The organism is Rhizobium sp. BT03 (assembly GCF_030053155.1).
Classification (GTDB): domain Bacteria; phylum Pseudomonadota; class Alphaproteobacteria; order Rhizobiales; family Rhizobiaceae; genus Rhizobium.
The window spans coordinates 22,997-37,586 of sequence record NZ_CP125644.1 but is presented as its reverse complement, the minus strand read 5'-3'; the positions used below and the strand labels follow the sequence as shown (position 1 = coordinate 37,586).

General features: G+C 62.3%; 13 protein-coding genes. 5 read left to right on the top strand and 8 right to left on the bottom strand.

Annotated features, from left to right (window positions below):
* Positions 1–13: 13 nt before the first annotated feature.
* Positions 14–1,291 carry an FAD-binding oxidoreductase gene (locus QMO80_RS29700; RefSeq protein WP_283201427.1) on the bottom strand — a complete coding sequence of 426 codons (1,278 nt, stop codon included), beginning with the start codon at positions 1,289–1,291 and terminating at the stop codon, positions 14–16.
* Positions 1,292–1,591: 300 nt separating this feature from the next.
* On the opposite strand from QMO80_RS29700, the gene QMO80_RS29695 reads away from it, so the two are divergent.
* Entirely contained in the window at positions 1,592–2,302 is a 711-nt protein-coding gene (locus QMO80_RS29695) for a cupin domain-containing protein (RefSeq protein WP_283201426.1), read from the top strand.
* Positions 2,303–2,344: 42 nt separating this feature from the next.
* Here QMO80_RS29695 and QMO80_RS29690 read toward each other — a convergent pair whose 3' ends face one another.
* Genes QMO80_RS29690 through argE form a run of 3 tightly spaced genes read right to left on the bottom strand, consistent with a single transcriptional unit; the run spans position 2,345 to position 4,782 of the window.
* Positions 2,345–2,701, bottom strand: coding sequence for a cupin domain-containing protein (locus QMO80_RS29690; protein ID WP_283201425.1), 357 nt, complete (start codon positions 2,699–2,701; stop codon positions 2,345–2,347).
* 14 nt (positions 2,702–2,715) lie between these two features.
* Positions 2,716–3,639: a glyoxylate/hydroxypyruvate reductase A gene (locus QMO80_RS29685; protein ID WP_283201424.1), complete on the bottom strand. Its 924-nt coding sequence runs from the start codon at positions 3,637–3,639 to the stop codon at positions 2,716–2,718.
* 15 nt (positions 3,640–3,654) lie between these two features.
* The gene (gene argE, locus QMO80_RS29680) at positions 3,655–4,782 is read right to left on the bottom strand and encodes an acetylornithine deacetylase (RefSeq protein WP_283201423.1); all 1,128 of its coding nucleotides are present in this window, start codon (positions 4,780–4,782) and stop codon (positions 3,655–3,657) included.
* A gap of 240 nt (positions 4,783–5,022) precedes the next feature.
* On the opposite strand from argE, the gene QMO80_RS29675 reads away from it, so the two are divergent.
* Together QMO80_RS29675 and QMO80_RS29670 are read left to right on the top strand one after the other, a co-directional pair.
* Positions 5,023–5,898, top strand: coding sequence for a GNAT family N-acetyltransferase (locus QMO80_RS29675; protein ID WP_283201422.1), 876 nt, complete (start codon positions 5,023–5,025; stop codon positions 5,896–5,898).
* Positions 5,899–6,067: 169 nt separating this feature from the next.
* Entirely contained in the window at positions 6,068–6,961 is an 894-nt protein-coding gene (locus QMO80_RS29670; protein ID WP_283201421.1) for a DMT family transporter, read from the top strand.
* A gap of 28 nt (positions 6,962–6,989) precedes the next feature.
* Here the strand turns inward: QMO80_RS29670 and QMO80_RS29665 are convergent, their stop codons facing one another.
* Positions 6,990–7,868, bottom strand: a complete 879-nt coding sequence (locus QMO80_RS29665; protein WP_283201420.1) for a helix-turn-helix domain-containing protein — start codon at positions 7,866–7,868, stop codon at positions 6,990–6,992.
* Positions 7,869–7,963: 95 nt separating this feature from the next.
* On the opposite strand from QMO80_RS29665, the gene QMO80_RS29660 reads away from it, so the two are divergent.
* Positions 7,964–9,526 (top strand): 4-hydroxyphenylacetate 3-hydroxylase N-terminal domain-containing protein, encoded by a 1,563-nt coding sequence (locus QMO80_RS29660; RefSeq protein ID WP_283201419.1) that lies wholly within the window; start codon positions 7,964–7,966, stop codon positions 9,524–9,526.
* 10 nt (positions 9,527–9,536) lie between these two features.
* A complete protein-coding gene (locus QMO80_RS29655; protein WP_283201418.1) occupies positions 9,537–10,049 on the top strand; it encodes a flavin reductase in 513 nt (170 codons plus the stop codon).
* A 70-nt stretch (positions 10,050–10,119) separates the two neighbouring features.
* Here QMO80_RS29655 and QMO80_RS29650 read toward each other — a convergent pair whose 3' ends face one another.
* The 3 genes from QMO80_RS29650 to QMO80_RS29640 are packed head-to-tail and all read right to left on the bottom strand — an operon-like array spanning position 10,120 to position 14,327.
* Positions 10,120–11,301 carry a cytochrome P450 gene (locus QMO80_RS29650; RefSeq protein ID WP_283201417.1) on the bottom strand — a complete coding sequence of 394 codons (1,182 nt, stop codon included), beginning with the start codon at positions 11,299–11,301 and terminating at the stop codon, positions 10,120–10,122.
* Between the two features lie 34 nt (positions 11,302–11,335).
* The gene (locus tag QMO80_RS29645) at positions 11,336–12,814 is read right to left on the bottom strand and encodes an aldehyde dehydrogenase (protein WP_283201416.1); all 1,479 of its coding nucleotides are present in this window, start codon (positions 12,812–12,814) and stop codon (positions 11,336–11,338) included.
* 58 nt (positions 12,815–12,872) lie between these two features.
* The gene (locus QMO80_RS29640; RefSeq protein ID WP_283201415.1) at positions 12,873–14,327 is read right to left on the bottom strand and encodes an APC family permease; all 1,455 of its coding nucleotides are present in this window, start codon (positions 14,325–14,327) and stop codon (positions 12,873–12,875) included.
* Positions 14,328–14,590 lie beyond the last annotated feature (263 nt).

Here is a 14,590-nt window from a genome sequence, read left to right as displayed (position 1 = left end):
GCGCCGGGATCGGTCAGGGCAGCAGGTCCTTCATGCGGTAATAGGTGCCGACGATGGGCAGAAACCACGGGTTTCCGGTATGCATCGGGACGGCGGGCCACGCGAAGCCGTCGAGCGGATTGGCGTCCTTGCGCCCCATCGCCATATTGGCCAGCGCATTGCCCATGAAGGTCGACAACTGGGCACCGTGGCCGGAATAGCCCATGCTGTAAATCACACCCTCGGCGCTGCCTGCGCGGGGATAACGGTCTTGCGTACAGCCGACGAGGCCGCCCCAGCAATAGTCGATCTCGACGTCTGCAAGCTGCGGAAACATGCCGAGCATCTGCTGGCGCAGAAGCTGGCCGGAGCTGACGTCGGTTTTCTGGTTGGATACCGCCGAAAACCTCGCCCTCCCCCCGAACAGCATGCGGTTGTCGGGCGTCAGGCGGAAATAGTTGGCAATGTTGAGGGAGTTCGTGAAGTTGCGGTTGCCCGGGACCGTCGCCGCGACTTCCTGCGGAGTGAGCGGGCGTGTCGCAATGATGAAGGAAGCGATCGGCATCAGCCTTCGGCGGAAATAATTGAAGACGCTTGGCGTATAGGCATCGGTCGCCAGGATGACCTGACGGGCGGAGAGCGAGCCGGTCGGCGTGGTTAGCCGCCATCCATTCGGGACGGGCTCGCGGGCGGTCACCGGGTTGTGTTCCCAGATCGCCGCGCCATGGCGGTGGGCTGCCTGCGCCACGCCGTTGGCGTAGCGCCCCATGTGCATCATGGCGGATTTCGGATAGAGAATCCCGCCATGGAAGGCATCCGAAACCACCTCGTTGCGGAGGTCCTTGCGCGTCAGCCATTCCGCTGACGGGTCGACCTCGCGGCGGATTTCTTCGGCCATAGCCTGCAGCTTGCCGACATGAGAGGGCTTCGAAGCAAGCTTGAGCTTGCCGCCCCTGCGGAAGTCGCAGGCGATCTTTTCCTCCTCGATGATGCGTTCGATCATGTCGATCGAGTCGTCATAGGCCCGCCACAAGCGGCGCGCCCGGTCTTCCCCAAGATGCTGCCTGGCGGCGCCGAAGCTTGCGAAATGACCGCTGTTGAGGTGCCCGCCATTGCGGCCGGACGCACCATAGCCAACATGCTCGGCTTCCAGCAGAGCGACCTTCACACCGGATTGCGCCAGCGTGCGCGCGGCGTTGAGCCCGGTGAAACCGGCGCCGATCACCGCAACCTCGAAATCTCCCGAGACGGGATCGGCGATGCCTGCGGCGAATGGGATCGAGGTATCATGCCAGTAGGACGCAAATTTCATTGGCGCAAGCCCTTATGCTCGTCTGATCCGATGCATGAAGTATATGCCTGCTGGCGCTGGAGAGGTGCGGCGCAGGCGGCCTTGTTTCGCAACAATTGCCTGTGTTGGGGGCAGCAAACCAAAGGATATTCTGTTTATGCGCCAACTCCGCAGCGCGCCCCTTGAAGCCACGGATTAGGATCTCTGCAGAATTCGATCCCGCGGCTTCTTCCAGGACGAGGCCCATGCCCAAGTTGGCCCGCGGCCCATCGGCACTAAGCTCAAACCTATGAATACCTGACCAAAAATGGGAGTGACGTGATGACCGGTAAAACCATTCTGCTCTTCGAGGCGAAAAGCGGAGGTGCCCCGGAAGGCAAGCGGAGCGCCTTGGGGGCAGACGACATGTTCGGGGCCGGCCGCGATATCGTCTGGAGCGCCGCGGGCGCGGTTTTTACCGGATCGGTCCACTGGAGCGGAAAGGCTTCGATCGCCAGCTTTCCCCATACGGAATGCCTGGTCGTCGTGGCAGGGCGTCTCGTCCTGCATTCGGGCGGCATGACGTTTGATCTCACGTCGGGCGACAGCGTCGTCATCGGCCGGGGCGAGGCTATTGCGGCGGAAGCGGATGAAGGCACGCAGTGGATTTACTGCGCAACGACCGCGGCGACATCGAGCACGCAGGGCGTCGTGGCGATCGACAGGGATGTGACGCTTGCCCCCTCCCCGCCGCCTCCGGCGCAGTTCGTGGAAGGCGACCCGCCTCAGTGCCGTCTCTTCAGGGCATTTTCCGACGAAGGGGCCGGCTTTCGGGCCGGTGTCTGGGCGACGACGCCGCACACCCGGCTGTCGCGCCCTCATCCCGTCCATGAATTGATGTATATCCTGGAGGGGCAGGCCGATGTGACCGACGGAGACGGGACGCAAACATCGGTCGGGCCGGGGGACGCGATCTTCGTCGGCCGCGGGACGATCAACCGCCTTTCAATTCACGGCAACCTCAAGAAGATCTTTGTCATCGCCGAAGGCTAAGTAAGAGGCGCGCCGTTCTTCGGGCGCGCCCGTCGGCGTCTCTCAATCGTAAACGCAGACATAGATCTTGCGCACGGTTTCGATCGTGCGCCAGACGCCGACAAAACCGGGCTTCATCACGAAGCTGTCGCCGGCGCGGTAGGTCTTCGTCTCACCGTCTTTTTCATCGATTTCCACGACACCGGAAATGATGTGGCAGAATTCGTAGACCGTGCCCTTGATCGAATGGTGCTCGCCTGGTGTCGCCTCCCAAATGCCGGTCAGCACCTTCTCGCCTTTTGAGTCGTCCTGAGCCCAGGTCTTGTAGGCCGGGCTGCCCGAAATCAGCCGGTCTGCGTCCGGCACGGATTGCTTTGGCGCAAAATTCGGATCGGTATCGATGGTCAGCAGAAGCGACATGTGATTTTCCTCGTTTAATAACCGCGTGTCCGATCGACCAAGCCGACCAGGTCTTTTCCAGCGCGGTGGCGCCGGATATTTTCGATGACCGAGTGCGCCGCCGTTTCCGGCTGGGTGACCGAGGCGATGTGCGGCGTGATCGCTACTCTCGGGTGTTGCCAGAGCGGATGGTCCGCCGGCAGCGGCTCGGGATCGGTGACGTCGAGCATTGCGGCGGCCAAGCGGCCGCTATCGAGCGCCTCGATCAGCGCCGTCTGGTCGAGCTGCGGTCCGCGGCCCACATGCAGCAGCCTGGCACCGGCCGGCAGCTGGGAGAAGAGCTCGGCATTGAGAATTCCGCGCGTCTCATCGGTCAGCGGCAGCAGGCAGACCAGAATGTCCGTCTCGGCCAGAAAATCGGCAAGTCCATCCGGGCCATGATGGCAGGTGACACCATCGATTTGCTTTTTGCTGCGGCTCCATCCGGCGAGCGGAAATTGGAACGGCTTCAAGCGCTCGATCGCCGCCTGCGCCAAAATGCCGAGGCCGAGGAAGCCTATTCTGCGGCCGGCCGCCTGCGGTGCAGTGAGGCTCTTCCAGACAGACTGTTTCTGCAGCTCCCGATAAGCGAGCATCTCCCGGTGGAGCGTCAGGACGCCAAGCGTGACGTATTCCTGCATCATCCGGATAATGCCGTCCTCGACCATGCGGACAACGGCTATATGCTCCGGCACGCTGTCCTGTTTGAGCTGATCGACGCCGGCGCCGATACAAAACAACACTTCCAGATTGCGGTAGCGCGAGATGTCGCCGGGGACCGTCCAGGTCAGGAGGTAGCGGATCTTGTCCGGATGCACCGGTTGGCCCTGCCCGACGAATTCCAGATCCGGAAGCGCGCGGGCAAAAATCTCCTGGAAAATCGCCCCGCGTGTGGCATCGGAGTTGAACAGGAATGCCATGGAAATCGCCTTCTTTCAACCTTCGGCAAGATGGGTGCCGAGTTCCTCGATCATCGTCTGGCATGCGGCGAGTTCGCCGACCTCGATGTATTCGTCGGGACGGTGCGCACGGCCGATATCCCCCGGGCCGCAGATGATGGAATCGATGCCGGCCTGCTGATAGAGCCCGGCTTCCGTGCCGTAGCTCACGGCGGCAAGCGGCTCCTGTCCCGTCAATTCCGTCAGCAGGCTTGCGAGTTCGCTGCCTTCGGGCAGCGCAAGTCCGGGGTAAGCGCTGAGCTCGTGCCAGCCGACCTCGAAGCCCTGATCTTTGAGAGCGGTGAGCCTGGCTTTTACCGGCTCGAGCAGCAATGACGGCGAGATGCCCGGCACGGCGCGGACCTCGACATCACAGGTGCAGCGATCCGGTATGATGTTGACCGACTGGCCGCCGGCAATGACACCGACCTGCAATGACGAGTAGGGTGGCGCGAAATCGTGGTGGAAAGGGCCGCTCGTCAGGGACCTGCCGTATTCGGCGACCTCTGTGATCAGATTGGCCATGGCATGAATGGCGTTCAGCCCGAGATCAGGACGGGAGGAATGACCTGATCGCCCGATCACCTCCAGCCGGACCGCTGCCTTGCCCTTATGCCCCCGCACCGCCTGCATCCGGCTCGGTTCGCCGATGATTGCACCCAGCGGGGCGTTGCACAGCTTCGGCAGCGCCGCGATCAGATGCGGCACGCCGCGGCTGCCGGCCTCCTCGTCATAGGAGAAGGCAAGGTGGATCGGCCGCCGCAGGTTCATGGCGGCAAGCTTCGGCAATGCGGCGAGCGCGCAGGCGAGAAATCCTTTCATGTCGGTGGCGCCGCGCCCGTAAAGCCTGTCTCCTTCAGCGCGCAGGACGAATGGGTCGGAACTCCATTCCGGTTCGCCAGCCGGGACGACATCCATGTGGCCGGACAGAATGTAACCTCGGCCTTCGCGCGGTCCGATAGTCGCGAAAAGGTTGTACCGGTCACCTTCCGGGCCAGGATGGACGGTAACCTCGGCTCCCGCCTTTCGGCAATAGTCGCCGATCCAGTCGGTGATCGCGCCGTTCGGCGTTCCGACAACGGAAGGGAACGCGATCAGCCTTGCGAGAATATCTATGACGTTCATGGGTGACCAAGTTGCCTTTGGAGTGGTCCAGATGCTAACCAGCCTAAGCAAAGGCAGGAGTTTTGCCTGCTGAGTGGGGCCCCGGTTCAGCTGAAGATTTCGAATTGTTGCGGCGAACAAGCCGATCCTGCCGGCCTTGATGTGCGATATTGTGACTTGGTTGCAATCGGCGCAGGATCAAGGACGCTGTCTACCTCCAGGGGAGTCTGGTGATCTGGCGAACGGAGCGGATACCCGAAAATGCAAAAATCAGTGCGGCTGAAATCGTTCGAATTGATTGCGCAGGATATCAACAGTGTCGATGTCAGCCTGCTTCACGCCCTGTCGATCGGCGTCGGCTGGCCGCACCGGCCCAAGGACTGGGATCTGCTGCGGCGCGCGGGCCGCGGCATCGTTGCAGTCGATGGGATCGGACGCGTCTTCGGAAGTGCGATGTGGTTTCCGCATGGCGAGGATTTCGCCACGATCGGGCTGGTGATCACCTCACCCCGCACGCAGGCGCAAGGGACCGGCCGATGGCTCATGGAGCAAGTATTCGAGCAGTGCGGCGATCGCAATCTGAGCCTGAATTCGACCCATGCGGCTTACAGGCTTTATGTTTCGCTCGGCTTTACCAAGGAAGCGATTGTCTATCAATACCAGGGAGATGTCACGCCCAAGCTCCCTCCCCTGCCGGAGCTGAACGGGCAGCTGGGCGAATTGTCAAATGACAATGTCGAGGAGATCAACGCTCTCGATACACGCGCTTTCGGCACCGATCGCGGCAAATTGCTGGCTTGGCTTGCCGAGGGTGCTTCCATTTGCACCCTCCGGCGGAGCGGCGAAATCGTCGGCTATTCCATGTGCCGCGAGTTCGGACGCGGCCATGTCGTCGGTCCGATCGTAGCAAGCAATGATGAGGACGCGATCCATCTTGCTGCCGTGCATCTCAAGGATCTGGCCGGTCGGTTCGCGCGCGTCGATACGCGGGAAAAAGGCCTGTTCGCCGAGTTCCTTCAACAAAGCCGGCTGGCCGTCTCGGAAACCGTGACGACCATGTCCAAGGGGCAACGCTTCCTGAACAGGAAGAATGGGGAACCGGCGGTTTATGGCTTGGCCGGCCATGCTGTGAGCTAGACAGTCGCTCTTCGATCACGTTTAAACGCTCCGCGCCCGGATTCCAAAGCGCGTTGCATCAAACCTGATCCAAGCGCCCGCGCTTTGGTCCTTTGTTTTATGCATGTCGTTACCCCCCCCCCGGAACCGCTGCACACGCCGGGCCACATGCATTAAGGATCGAAGTCAGATGCCAATTCATGAACTTGCCGCGCTCGGAGCGGCAACGTGCTGGGCCTTTACGGGTCTGATCTCGGCAGGCCCATCCGGCCATCTCGGCGCGCCTGCCTTCAACAGGGTCCGCCAGGTTTTCGTCACCGGTCTTCTGGCTCTTTACGTGATCGTCAGCGGATCCTGGCGTCAACTCGACGCGGCAAGCGTCGGTCCGCTGCTATTATCAGGACTGATCGGCATCTTCATCGGCGATACGCTGCTCTTTGCCACCCTGAACCGGCTTGGCCCGCGTCGCGCCGGCATCCTGTTCGCGCTCAATGCTCCGATTGCCTCGCTGCTCGGCTGGCTGGTGCTGGGGGAGGCGCTATCGTTTTCTGCGGTGGCGGGGATTGCGTTGACGGCCGCGGGCGTTTTTCTCGCCATCGTTTTCGGCAAGAGCCGATCACAGATCCATCAATGGGAGACGATCAAGGGGCCGCTGTGGATCGGCGTCCTGCTGGGGCTTGGCGCCGCGACGGGCCAGGCGGTCGGCTCCATCATCGCCCGGCCGGTCATGGTCAGCGGTATCGATCCTTTCGTCGCTTCGCTGCTTCGCGTCGGCATGGCGGCCCTTTGCCTGAGCATTCTGATCCAGTTGCCTGTCCAGTCGGTCAAACCGAAGGGGCCGCTCACCTTCAGGGTCGCAGCAATGACCGCCCTGACCGGGGTCATAGCCCTCGGCATGGGCATGACACTTCTGCTCTTTGCGCTCGCGGGCGGTAAGGTCGGTATCGTCTCGACGCTGTCGGCAACCTCGCCCGCGATTATTCTGCCGCTGCTGTGGCTCAAAGCCGGCGAACGCCCGGCCGGCGGCGCCTGGGCCGGCGCCGCTCTCGTGGTCGTCGGGATGGCTTTGATCTTTCTTCGGTGACAGAGAGCCGACGACGTCCTCCGGCGCGTCACGAGATCGCCTGCGAATGCCGCCGGCGCCAGGCGGCCGGCGCCTCGCCGGTGCGTTTGCGGAAGAAGCGGGAGAAATAGGCAGGATCCTCGAAGCCGATCTCGCCGGCAATATCTTCGACCGAGCGAACGGTAAACATCAGCAGACGTTTGGCTTCCAGCGTCCGCCGCTCCAGCAGCAATTCCTTGACGGACAGACCGAAGACTTCGCGCGCCGCCTTGTCGAGCAGATGCGGCGTGGTCGCAAGCAGATTGACATAGGCCCCTACTGGCCAGTCCTTTTTGTAGTGAAGGTCGACGGCCCGGCGCAGCGCAAGGCCGAGCGACACTACCGCCGAGGTCGACGGCAGGGCGACGTGGCCGCCGCCGATGCGGCCCATCAGCGACAGCACGACGGAGATCAGGCCGCTGAGCACCTTTTCGCCTTCCGCGCCGCGATCGCGATAGTCCTCGGCGACCATGTCGAGGAGTGTTTTGAGCTTGGCCCATACCGGATCCGCAGGCTGACCGGTCAGGAAGATCGGGAGATCGAGATTGAGCGCGACCTGCGGCACGATCGCGTTCAGCATGTCGTCCGAGACCGACACGACGATCGCGTCGGACTGCTCGTCGACATCGAAACCATGCACCACGTTGCTCGGCACGAAGCTCACGGCGGGAGCGGAAAAATTCCAAGTCTCCTCTTCGATCCGATAGGTTCCGCTTCCCTGAAACCAGTAGGTGATCTGTCCCATCAGTGGATGTTTGTGCGGCGAAACATGGCCGAAATGCAGGGTTTTTCGCTCCATCACCGTTTCGACATGCAGGAATCCCACATCGAGCGAGCGGCTCGGCTCGCCATAGACGAAAAAATTCGGAACGTCGCTTCGTGTCGCCATACCGGGAAAAGTACCAGCGAATTCCCTTCTTTGTCCATGGTGTGCCTGCCGGACCCGTTTTAGCTTCCGTCAATATTCCAAGGGAGGAACCTGACATGCGAGCTGAAGACCACCGCGGCGACAAGACCCGTCCGTTTACCGGCGCCGAATATCTCGCCAGCCTGCGCGACGGGCGCGAGGTCTATATCAACGGCGAGCGCATCGCCGACGTCACCAGCCATCCGTCGATGCGCAATTCCGCCCGCTCGATCGCGCGGATGTATGATGCGCTGCACGCCGAGAAGACCAAAGACCGCCTGACATCGCCGACCGATACCGGCAATGGCGGCTATACCCATAAATATTTCCGGGTGGCGAAATCCTCGGCCGAGCTCGTCGCCCAGCAGGGCGCCATCGCCGACTGGGCCCGCATGTCCTATGGCTGGATGGGCCGCACCGCCGACTACAAGGCGGCGCTGATGAATACGCTCGGCGCCAATGCCGACTGGTATGGGCCATTCAAGGACAATGCGCTCGCCTGGCACAAACGCGCCCAGGAGGCAGCACTGTTCATGAACCACGCGATCGTCAATCCGCCGATCGACCGGCACAAGCCGGCCGATGCCGTCAAGGACGTCTTCGTCCACATCACCAAGGAAACCGATGCCGGCATCTACGTCTCGGGCGCCAAGGTGGTGGCGACGTCTTCGGCGCTGACGCATTACAACTTCCTCGCCCAGAGCTCGGCGACAGTGACGGAAGATCCCTCGCTCTCGGTCATGTTCATCGTGCCGATGAATGCGTCGGGCATCAAGATGTTCTGCCGCGTCTCCTACGAGCAGACCGCCAACACGGTCGGTCAGCCCTTCGACTATCCGCTGTCGTCGCGCTTCGACGAGAACGATGCGATCCTGGTGCTCGACAACGTCTTCGTGCCCTGGGAGGACGTGCTGGTGTTGCGCGATGCGGCCAAGATCCTGTCGTTCCACCCGGCCTCGGGCTTCATGCACGGCTACTGCTTCCAGGGCTGCACGCGCTTTGCCGTCAAGCTCGACTTTATGGCGGGGCTGCTGGCCAAGGCGCTGCGGGCCACCGGCGGCGACGCCTTCCGCGGCAACCAGGCGGCACTCGGCGAGGTCATCGCGCTGCGCCACATGTTCTGGTCCTTTTCCAACGCCATGGCCCACAATCCGCAGCCATGGGCGAACGGGGCCGTGCTCCCGAACATGGAAGCGGCACTTTCCTACCGCACTTTCATGTCGGAGGCCTATCCGCGCGTCATCGAAACGGTGCGCAAGGTCGTGGCCTCGGGGCTGATCTATCTCCCCTCCTCCGCCAAGGATTTCGGCAATCCCGCGATCGACCGCTATCTCGCCCAATATGTGCGGGGCTCCAACGACATGGGCCATATCGAGCGCATCAAGATCATGAAGCTGCTGTGGGATGCGACCGGCACCGAATTCGGCGGGCGCCACGCGCTCTACGAACTCAACTATGCCGGTGCGCCCGAGGAGGTCCGGCTGCAGGTGCTGAAGGGTGCCGAGCGCGGCGGACGGCTGAAGGAGATGGAGGCGCTCGTCGACCAATGCATGAGCGATTACGACGAAACCGGCTGGACCGGCGACACCTGGCTGCCGCCGCTCGATGAAATATCGCCCGCCCGCAACGCGGCCGAATGAGGATACGGCCATGGAGGAGCAAGTCTCGAAAACCGAGTTCCGCAATGCGATGGCCAGGGTCTGCGCCCCGGTCAACGTCATCACGACCAACGGACCCGCCGGGCGCGGCGGGTTCACCGCCACCGCCATGTGCAGCGTCACCGACGAACCGCCGACACTGCTGGTCTGCATGAACGGCCGTTCGGCCCAATGCGGCGTCTTTCTCGAAAACCACCGCTTTTGCGTCAACGTCCTCGCGGATGACCACCAGGAGCTCGCCGGCTATTTCGCCGGCCGCCAGGCGGATATGGCGGCACGCTATGCCGCGGCGGAATGGGTCGACATGCCGTCGGGAAGCCAGGCGCTGGCCGGCGCCATGGTTTCTTTCGACTGCCGGCTGACCGAGGCGCGCCTGGTCGGCACGCATCATATTTTCATCGGCCAGGTCATTGGCATTCGCGCGCGGGCGGATGGCAATGCACTGCTTTACTTCGACCGCAACTATATCAACGTGCCGACGCAGGTGGGCAGTTTCGGAGGCTAGTGCATCGGGCCGACGCGTGGAGACAAAGTGTTAGAGCGCAGGGCGTCTGAAAAAACGTCCTGCCGGCCCACTATCGCAGCGTGACGTTCAATGTCGAGGGAGCACGGAATTCCCAGCCGCGAAACTGCACCGGGCCATCATCGCGGAGCGCGATCTCCGGCGAACGATCGATCAGATAGCGGAGCGCCGAGGTGATCTGCTGCCGGGCAAACCAGCGCCCTGCACAGAAATGATGGCCGAAGCCGAAGGCCGCATGACTTCCTTCGTTGCGGTGAATGTCGAAGCGCCCAGGATCCGTGAACCGGCTTTCGCAATGCGAGGCCGAGGCGAGCACGGCGGCGACCGGCTGGTTGGCAGGGATCGTCACGCCGCCGATTTCGACGGGCTGCGTCGTCTGCCGCGTTTGTGAACCGATTGGCGTCACCCAGCGCAAGCCTTCGTCGACGCCCCGCGGCAGAAGCGCATCGGGATTGCCCTTCACTTCGGCGAACTGTTCCTGGTTCTGCAGGAGTCCAGCCATGATCGAACCCGCTCCGTGACCAGGCTCCTGCATGCCGCCGAGCAGCAGGACTTTGAGCGTCGGCAGCACGAAGTCTATGGTGCGGGTCTCGCCCTCCGGCATGCCGTCATGCAGCATATGCGACAAAGCGGAATCATCCGGTTGTTCGATGAGCTTCTGCATCACGGGTGTTACGATCCCGGTGATTTCCATGCTGATCGCATCGGCAACGGCCTGCCGCTCGGGATCGCATTCGAAATTGATTGCCCCTTGCGCTAAGCCGAAGAACCAGCGCCTGAGCGTATCGAGATCGACATGGCCGAGCCCAAGTGAACGGGTGAGGCTGAGGATCGAAATCGGTTCGAAATAGTCCGACATCAGATCGCCGCCGCCGCTGTCGCGCAAACGGTCATGGTATTCCCGAGCGATCGGCAGGACCAGATCGTCCATATAGGCGGCAACACGCTTCGGATGATATTTCGGATCGACGCCGCTGCGAAGATTTTTGTGCACCGGACCGTCAGCGGTCAGGATGGTCGGTTTGCCCCAGCTCCGGTCGAGCGGCGAGCTTTCGACTGCGGCAGTAAAGATTTCCGGCGTCTTCGAGAGGTATTCGACATCCTTGAAACGCGTCACGAACCAGAGATTGACGGCGGGGATATAGGCGACCGGCATGTCCCGCCGCAATTTGGCATAGATCGGATAAGGGTCGGCTTCGAGGTCCTCGACCGTGATGGTTTCGGGGAAAGTCATGGGCAGCCTCCTCCTGCTGGCCGAAATTCCTGTTTCAGAGCTGCACCCACGCGGTTTTCAGATCGACATATTTATCCAGCGCATGCAGCGATTTGTCGTGGCCGTTGCCCGATTGTTTGACGCCGCCGAGCGGCACGCTGTTGTCGGCGCCGCCATAGGTGTTGACGTGCACGACGCCGGCGCGAATGCCGCGCACCATCCGATGGGCGCGCGACAGGTTCGATGTCCAGACGGCGGACGCCAGGCCATATTCCGTAGCGTTGGCGATCTGCAGGGCTTCCGCCTCCGTCTCGAACGGAATGACCGACAGGATCGGCCCGAAGACCTCCTCGCGGGCGAGCGCCATGGATGGCGTCACGTCGAAGACCGCCGGCCGCATATAATAACCGCCCGTCTCCTCCAGGATGCGGGCGCCGCCGGTGCGCAGCAAAGCACCTTCCGACAGGGCGTCGGCGACATGGCCAAGGTCTTTCCGCAGCTGGATCTCGCTTGAGATCGCACCCGCTTCGGTGGTGAGCTGCAAGGGATCTCCGACCTTCATGGCCGCGGCGATGCCGGCGACTTTTTCCGAAAATTCCTGATGGATCGATTTTTCCACAAGCAGGCGGGAGCCGGCAACGCAGACCTGGCCGGAATTGCGGAAGATGCCGTAGGCGGAAGTCTTGGCCGCCTGATCGAGATCCGGCGCATCGGCAAAGACGATGTTCGGCGATTTGCCGCCGAGTTCCAGATAGACGCGCTTCAAGTTGGAACGCGCCGAATATTCCAGCAGCCGGCGACCGACCGGACCGGAGCCGGTGAAGGCGAGCACATCGATATCCATGTGCAGCCCGAGGGCTTCGCCGCTGACGGCGCCACGCCCGGTGACGACGTTGAGCACGCCATCCGGCAGGCCTGCCTCCGCGCAAAGTTCGGCGAGCCGCAGCAGCGTCAGCGATGCGCCCTCTGCCGGTTTCAGCACCACGGAATTGCCGGCCGCAAGGGCCGGCGCAATCTTCCAGGCGCCGATCATCATCGGGAAATTCCACGGCACGATGGCGGCGACAACACCTATGGGCTCACGGTGAACGAGGCCGAGAATGTTGTCGGCCGTCGGGGCGATCTCGCCATAGACCTTATCGATCGCCTCGGCATAATAGCGGAAGGTGCCGGCGGCACTGCCCGGCTCGGCTTTCAGCGCCATCGAAATTTCGGTGCCGTTGTCGCGCACGCCGAGAACGGCGAGTTCCAGCGCGTTCTTCTCGATCAGCTCGGCGATCTTCAGCAGCACCTTCTTGCGCTCGGCCGGTGCCGCCCGCGACCAGCTGCCTTTGTCGAAGGCGCGCCGCGCCGCCCTGACCGCCTGATCAACGTCTGCGGCGCCGGCATCGGCAATGGTCGTCAGCTTTTTTCCGTCGATCGGCGAAATGACGTCCATCGTCGCTCCGCTGACGGCCAAGCGCCAGGCGCCATCGATGAACAGCGATTGGGATGGAACGGGCTGCGTCCGCAACTGATCGATCTTGTCCTGCATCTCATGCCCTCAAGTAAAAGGGTGGCGGAGATGATCCGCCACCGTTGATCGGTTTTTGTCAGGCTTCCTGCCCGGCGCCAAGCCGGGCAAATCCGACCGCGTCCGCCGACTTCAGACGCGCTGCGGCAAACAATCCGACGACCCCGGCGATCAGCACGAGACCCGGCAGGAACACGCCGAGCGCGCCATTGGCGCCGGCGATGGCGCCGAAATTCGCCGAGATATAATAGACCAGCGCCAGCAGGATCAGTCCCGTGACGACAGGCAGCACCTTGACGGCCAGCACATTACGCTCGAGCCCCGGATTGCGGCTGAAGAAGACGACGATCGAGAAGGCGGTGAACGCCATCAGCAGGATGATGGCGAGCGTCGCCACATTGGTGAGCCAGGAGAAGAGCGCCAGCACCGGATCCTGACCCGTCGCTGCAAAGAGCGCGACCACGAGCACGGCAATGACGGTCTGGATGATCGAGCCGACATGCGGGCTTTGGAAGACCGGATGCGTCACGCCGACCGACTTCGGCAACAGACCTTCGCGGCCGGCGACATACATGTAGCGGGCGACACCATTGTGGAAGGCAAGGACGCCGGCAAACAGGCTGGTGATGAAGAGAACGCTCATCACGACGGTGATCCAGTGACCGACATAACGCTCGGCAAGGCCGAAGAGGAAGGTTGTGGGATCGGCGAGGCCCTGCAGTTCGGGCACGAGCTTGTCGGCGCCGGCGCCGTTCACCATCAGCCATGACGTCAGCATGTAGAAGAGGCCGATGATCAGCACGGAAATATAGGTGGCGCGCGGTACGGTCTTGTGCGGTTCACGGGCTTCCTCGCTGTAGATGGTGGTTGCCTCGAAGCCGATGAAGGCGGCGAAGCAGAACAGGATGCCGATCGCCGGCGTTCCGCTCCAGAAGGCGGTGGGCGTGAAGGGGGTGGCGGACAGGCCGCTGTCCCCGCCCTTGGCCAAGATCGCAGCGTCGATGACGAGGACGACGAGATATTCGAGAATGACGAGAACCATCAGCACCTTGGCCGAAAGATCGACCCGCCGGTAGCCGAACACGGCGACGAAGGCGATGCCGATATAACTCCAGACCCACCAGGGAAGGTCGAGGCCGATCTGCTCGGCGAAAAAGCCCCTGGTCGCCGCACCGAAGAGGCCGAGAACGCCGACCTGCATGGCGTTATAGGCGAGGATCGCGATCAGCGCCGCCGCCCCGCCCATCAGGCCGCCGAGGCCCTGGGCGGTATAGGCATAGAAGGCGCCGGCATTGCGGATATGGCGCGCCATGGCGACATAGCCGACGGCAAACAGCAGCAGGATGGCGGTGACCAGCAGGAAGGTCAGCGGAATGCCCGGCCCGTTGCCGAGCATCATCGACAGCGGCACGCCGCCGGCAACCGCCGTCAGCGGTGCTGCGGCCGAAACCACCAGGAAGGTCACGGCGCCGACGCCGAGACTGTTCTTGCGCAGCTGATTCTCAGCCGGGCTTTGCGAATTTTGCGTATTCATCTGCCTTCGTTCCCCTTGTTTAAGAGCATCCGATCATCGCTGCGATTGCACGCAGGCGACCTCCACCAGAACCGGACTGACGAGCGGGCGTTTTGGCTTTTGTTGATTTTACCGCCGTCAGCGCTTATGGTTCATTATTTGAACCTTAGCTTCAAATATAGACTTGCAAACAATGCCGGCCTCTGTCAAGTTAATTCGCATGTTAAGTATCTTGGGTCGCTGCTATCGTGCCGCGATGCAGGGTTTGCGGGCTGATTTGGCGG

Excerpts from the sequence above, each read along its gene's own strand:
- QMO80_RS29700 (WP_283201427.1), bottom strand. The coding sequence starts at position 1,291 with ATGAAATTTGCGTCCTACTGGCATGATACCTCGATCCCATTCGCCGCA.
- QMO80_RS29695 (WP_283201426.1), top strand. The coding sequence starts at position 1,592 with ATGACCGGTAAAACCATTCTGCTCTTCGAGGCGAAAAGCGGAGGTGCC.
- QMO80_RS29690 (WP_283201425.1), bottom strand. The coding sequence starts at position 2,701 with ATGTCGCTTCTGCTGACCATCGATACCGATCCGAATTTTGCGCCAAAG.
- QMO80_RS29685 (WP_283201424.1), bottom strand. The coding sequence starts at position 3,639 with ATGGCATTCCTGTTCAACTCCGATGCCACACGCGGGGCGATTTTCCAG.
- argE (WP_283201423.1), bottom strand. The coding sequence starts at position 4,782 with ATGAACGTCATAGATATTCTCGCAAGGCTGATCGCGTTCCCTTCCGTT.
- QMO80_RS29675 (WP_283201422.1), top strand. The coding sequence starts at position 5,023 with ATGCAAAAATCAGTGCGGCTGAAATCGTTCGAATTGATTGCGCAGGAT.
- QMO80_RS29670 (WP_283201421.1), top strand. The coding sequence starts at position 6,068 with ATGCCAATTCATGAACTTGCCGCGCTCGGAGCGGCAACGTGCTGGGCC.
- QMO80_RS29665 (WP_283201420.1), bottom strand. The coding sequence starts at position 7,868 with ATGGCGACACGAAGCGACGTTCCGAATTTTTTCGTCTATGGCGAGCCG.
- QMO80_RS29660 (WP_283201419.1), top strand. The coding sequence starts at position 7,964 with ATGCGAGCTGAAGACCACCGCGGCGACAAGACCCGTCCGTTTACCGGC.
- QMO80_RS29655 (WP_283201418.1), top strand. The coding sequence starts at position 9,537 with ATGGAGGAGCAAGTCTCGAAAACCGAGTTCCGCAATGCGATGGCCAGG.
- QMO80_RS29650 (WP_283201417.1), bottom strand. The coding sequence starts at position 11,301 with ATGACTTTCCCCGAAACCATCACGGTCGAGGACCTCGAAGCCGACCCT.
- QMO80_RS29645 (WP_283201416.1), bottom strand. The coding sequence starts at position 12,814 with ATGCAGGACAAGATCGATCAGTTGCGGACGCAGCCCGTTCCATCCCAA.
- QMO80_RS29640 (WP_283201415.1), bottom strand. The coding sequence starts at position 14,327 with ATGAATACGCAAAATTCGCAAAGCCCGGCTGAGAATCAGCTGCGCAAG.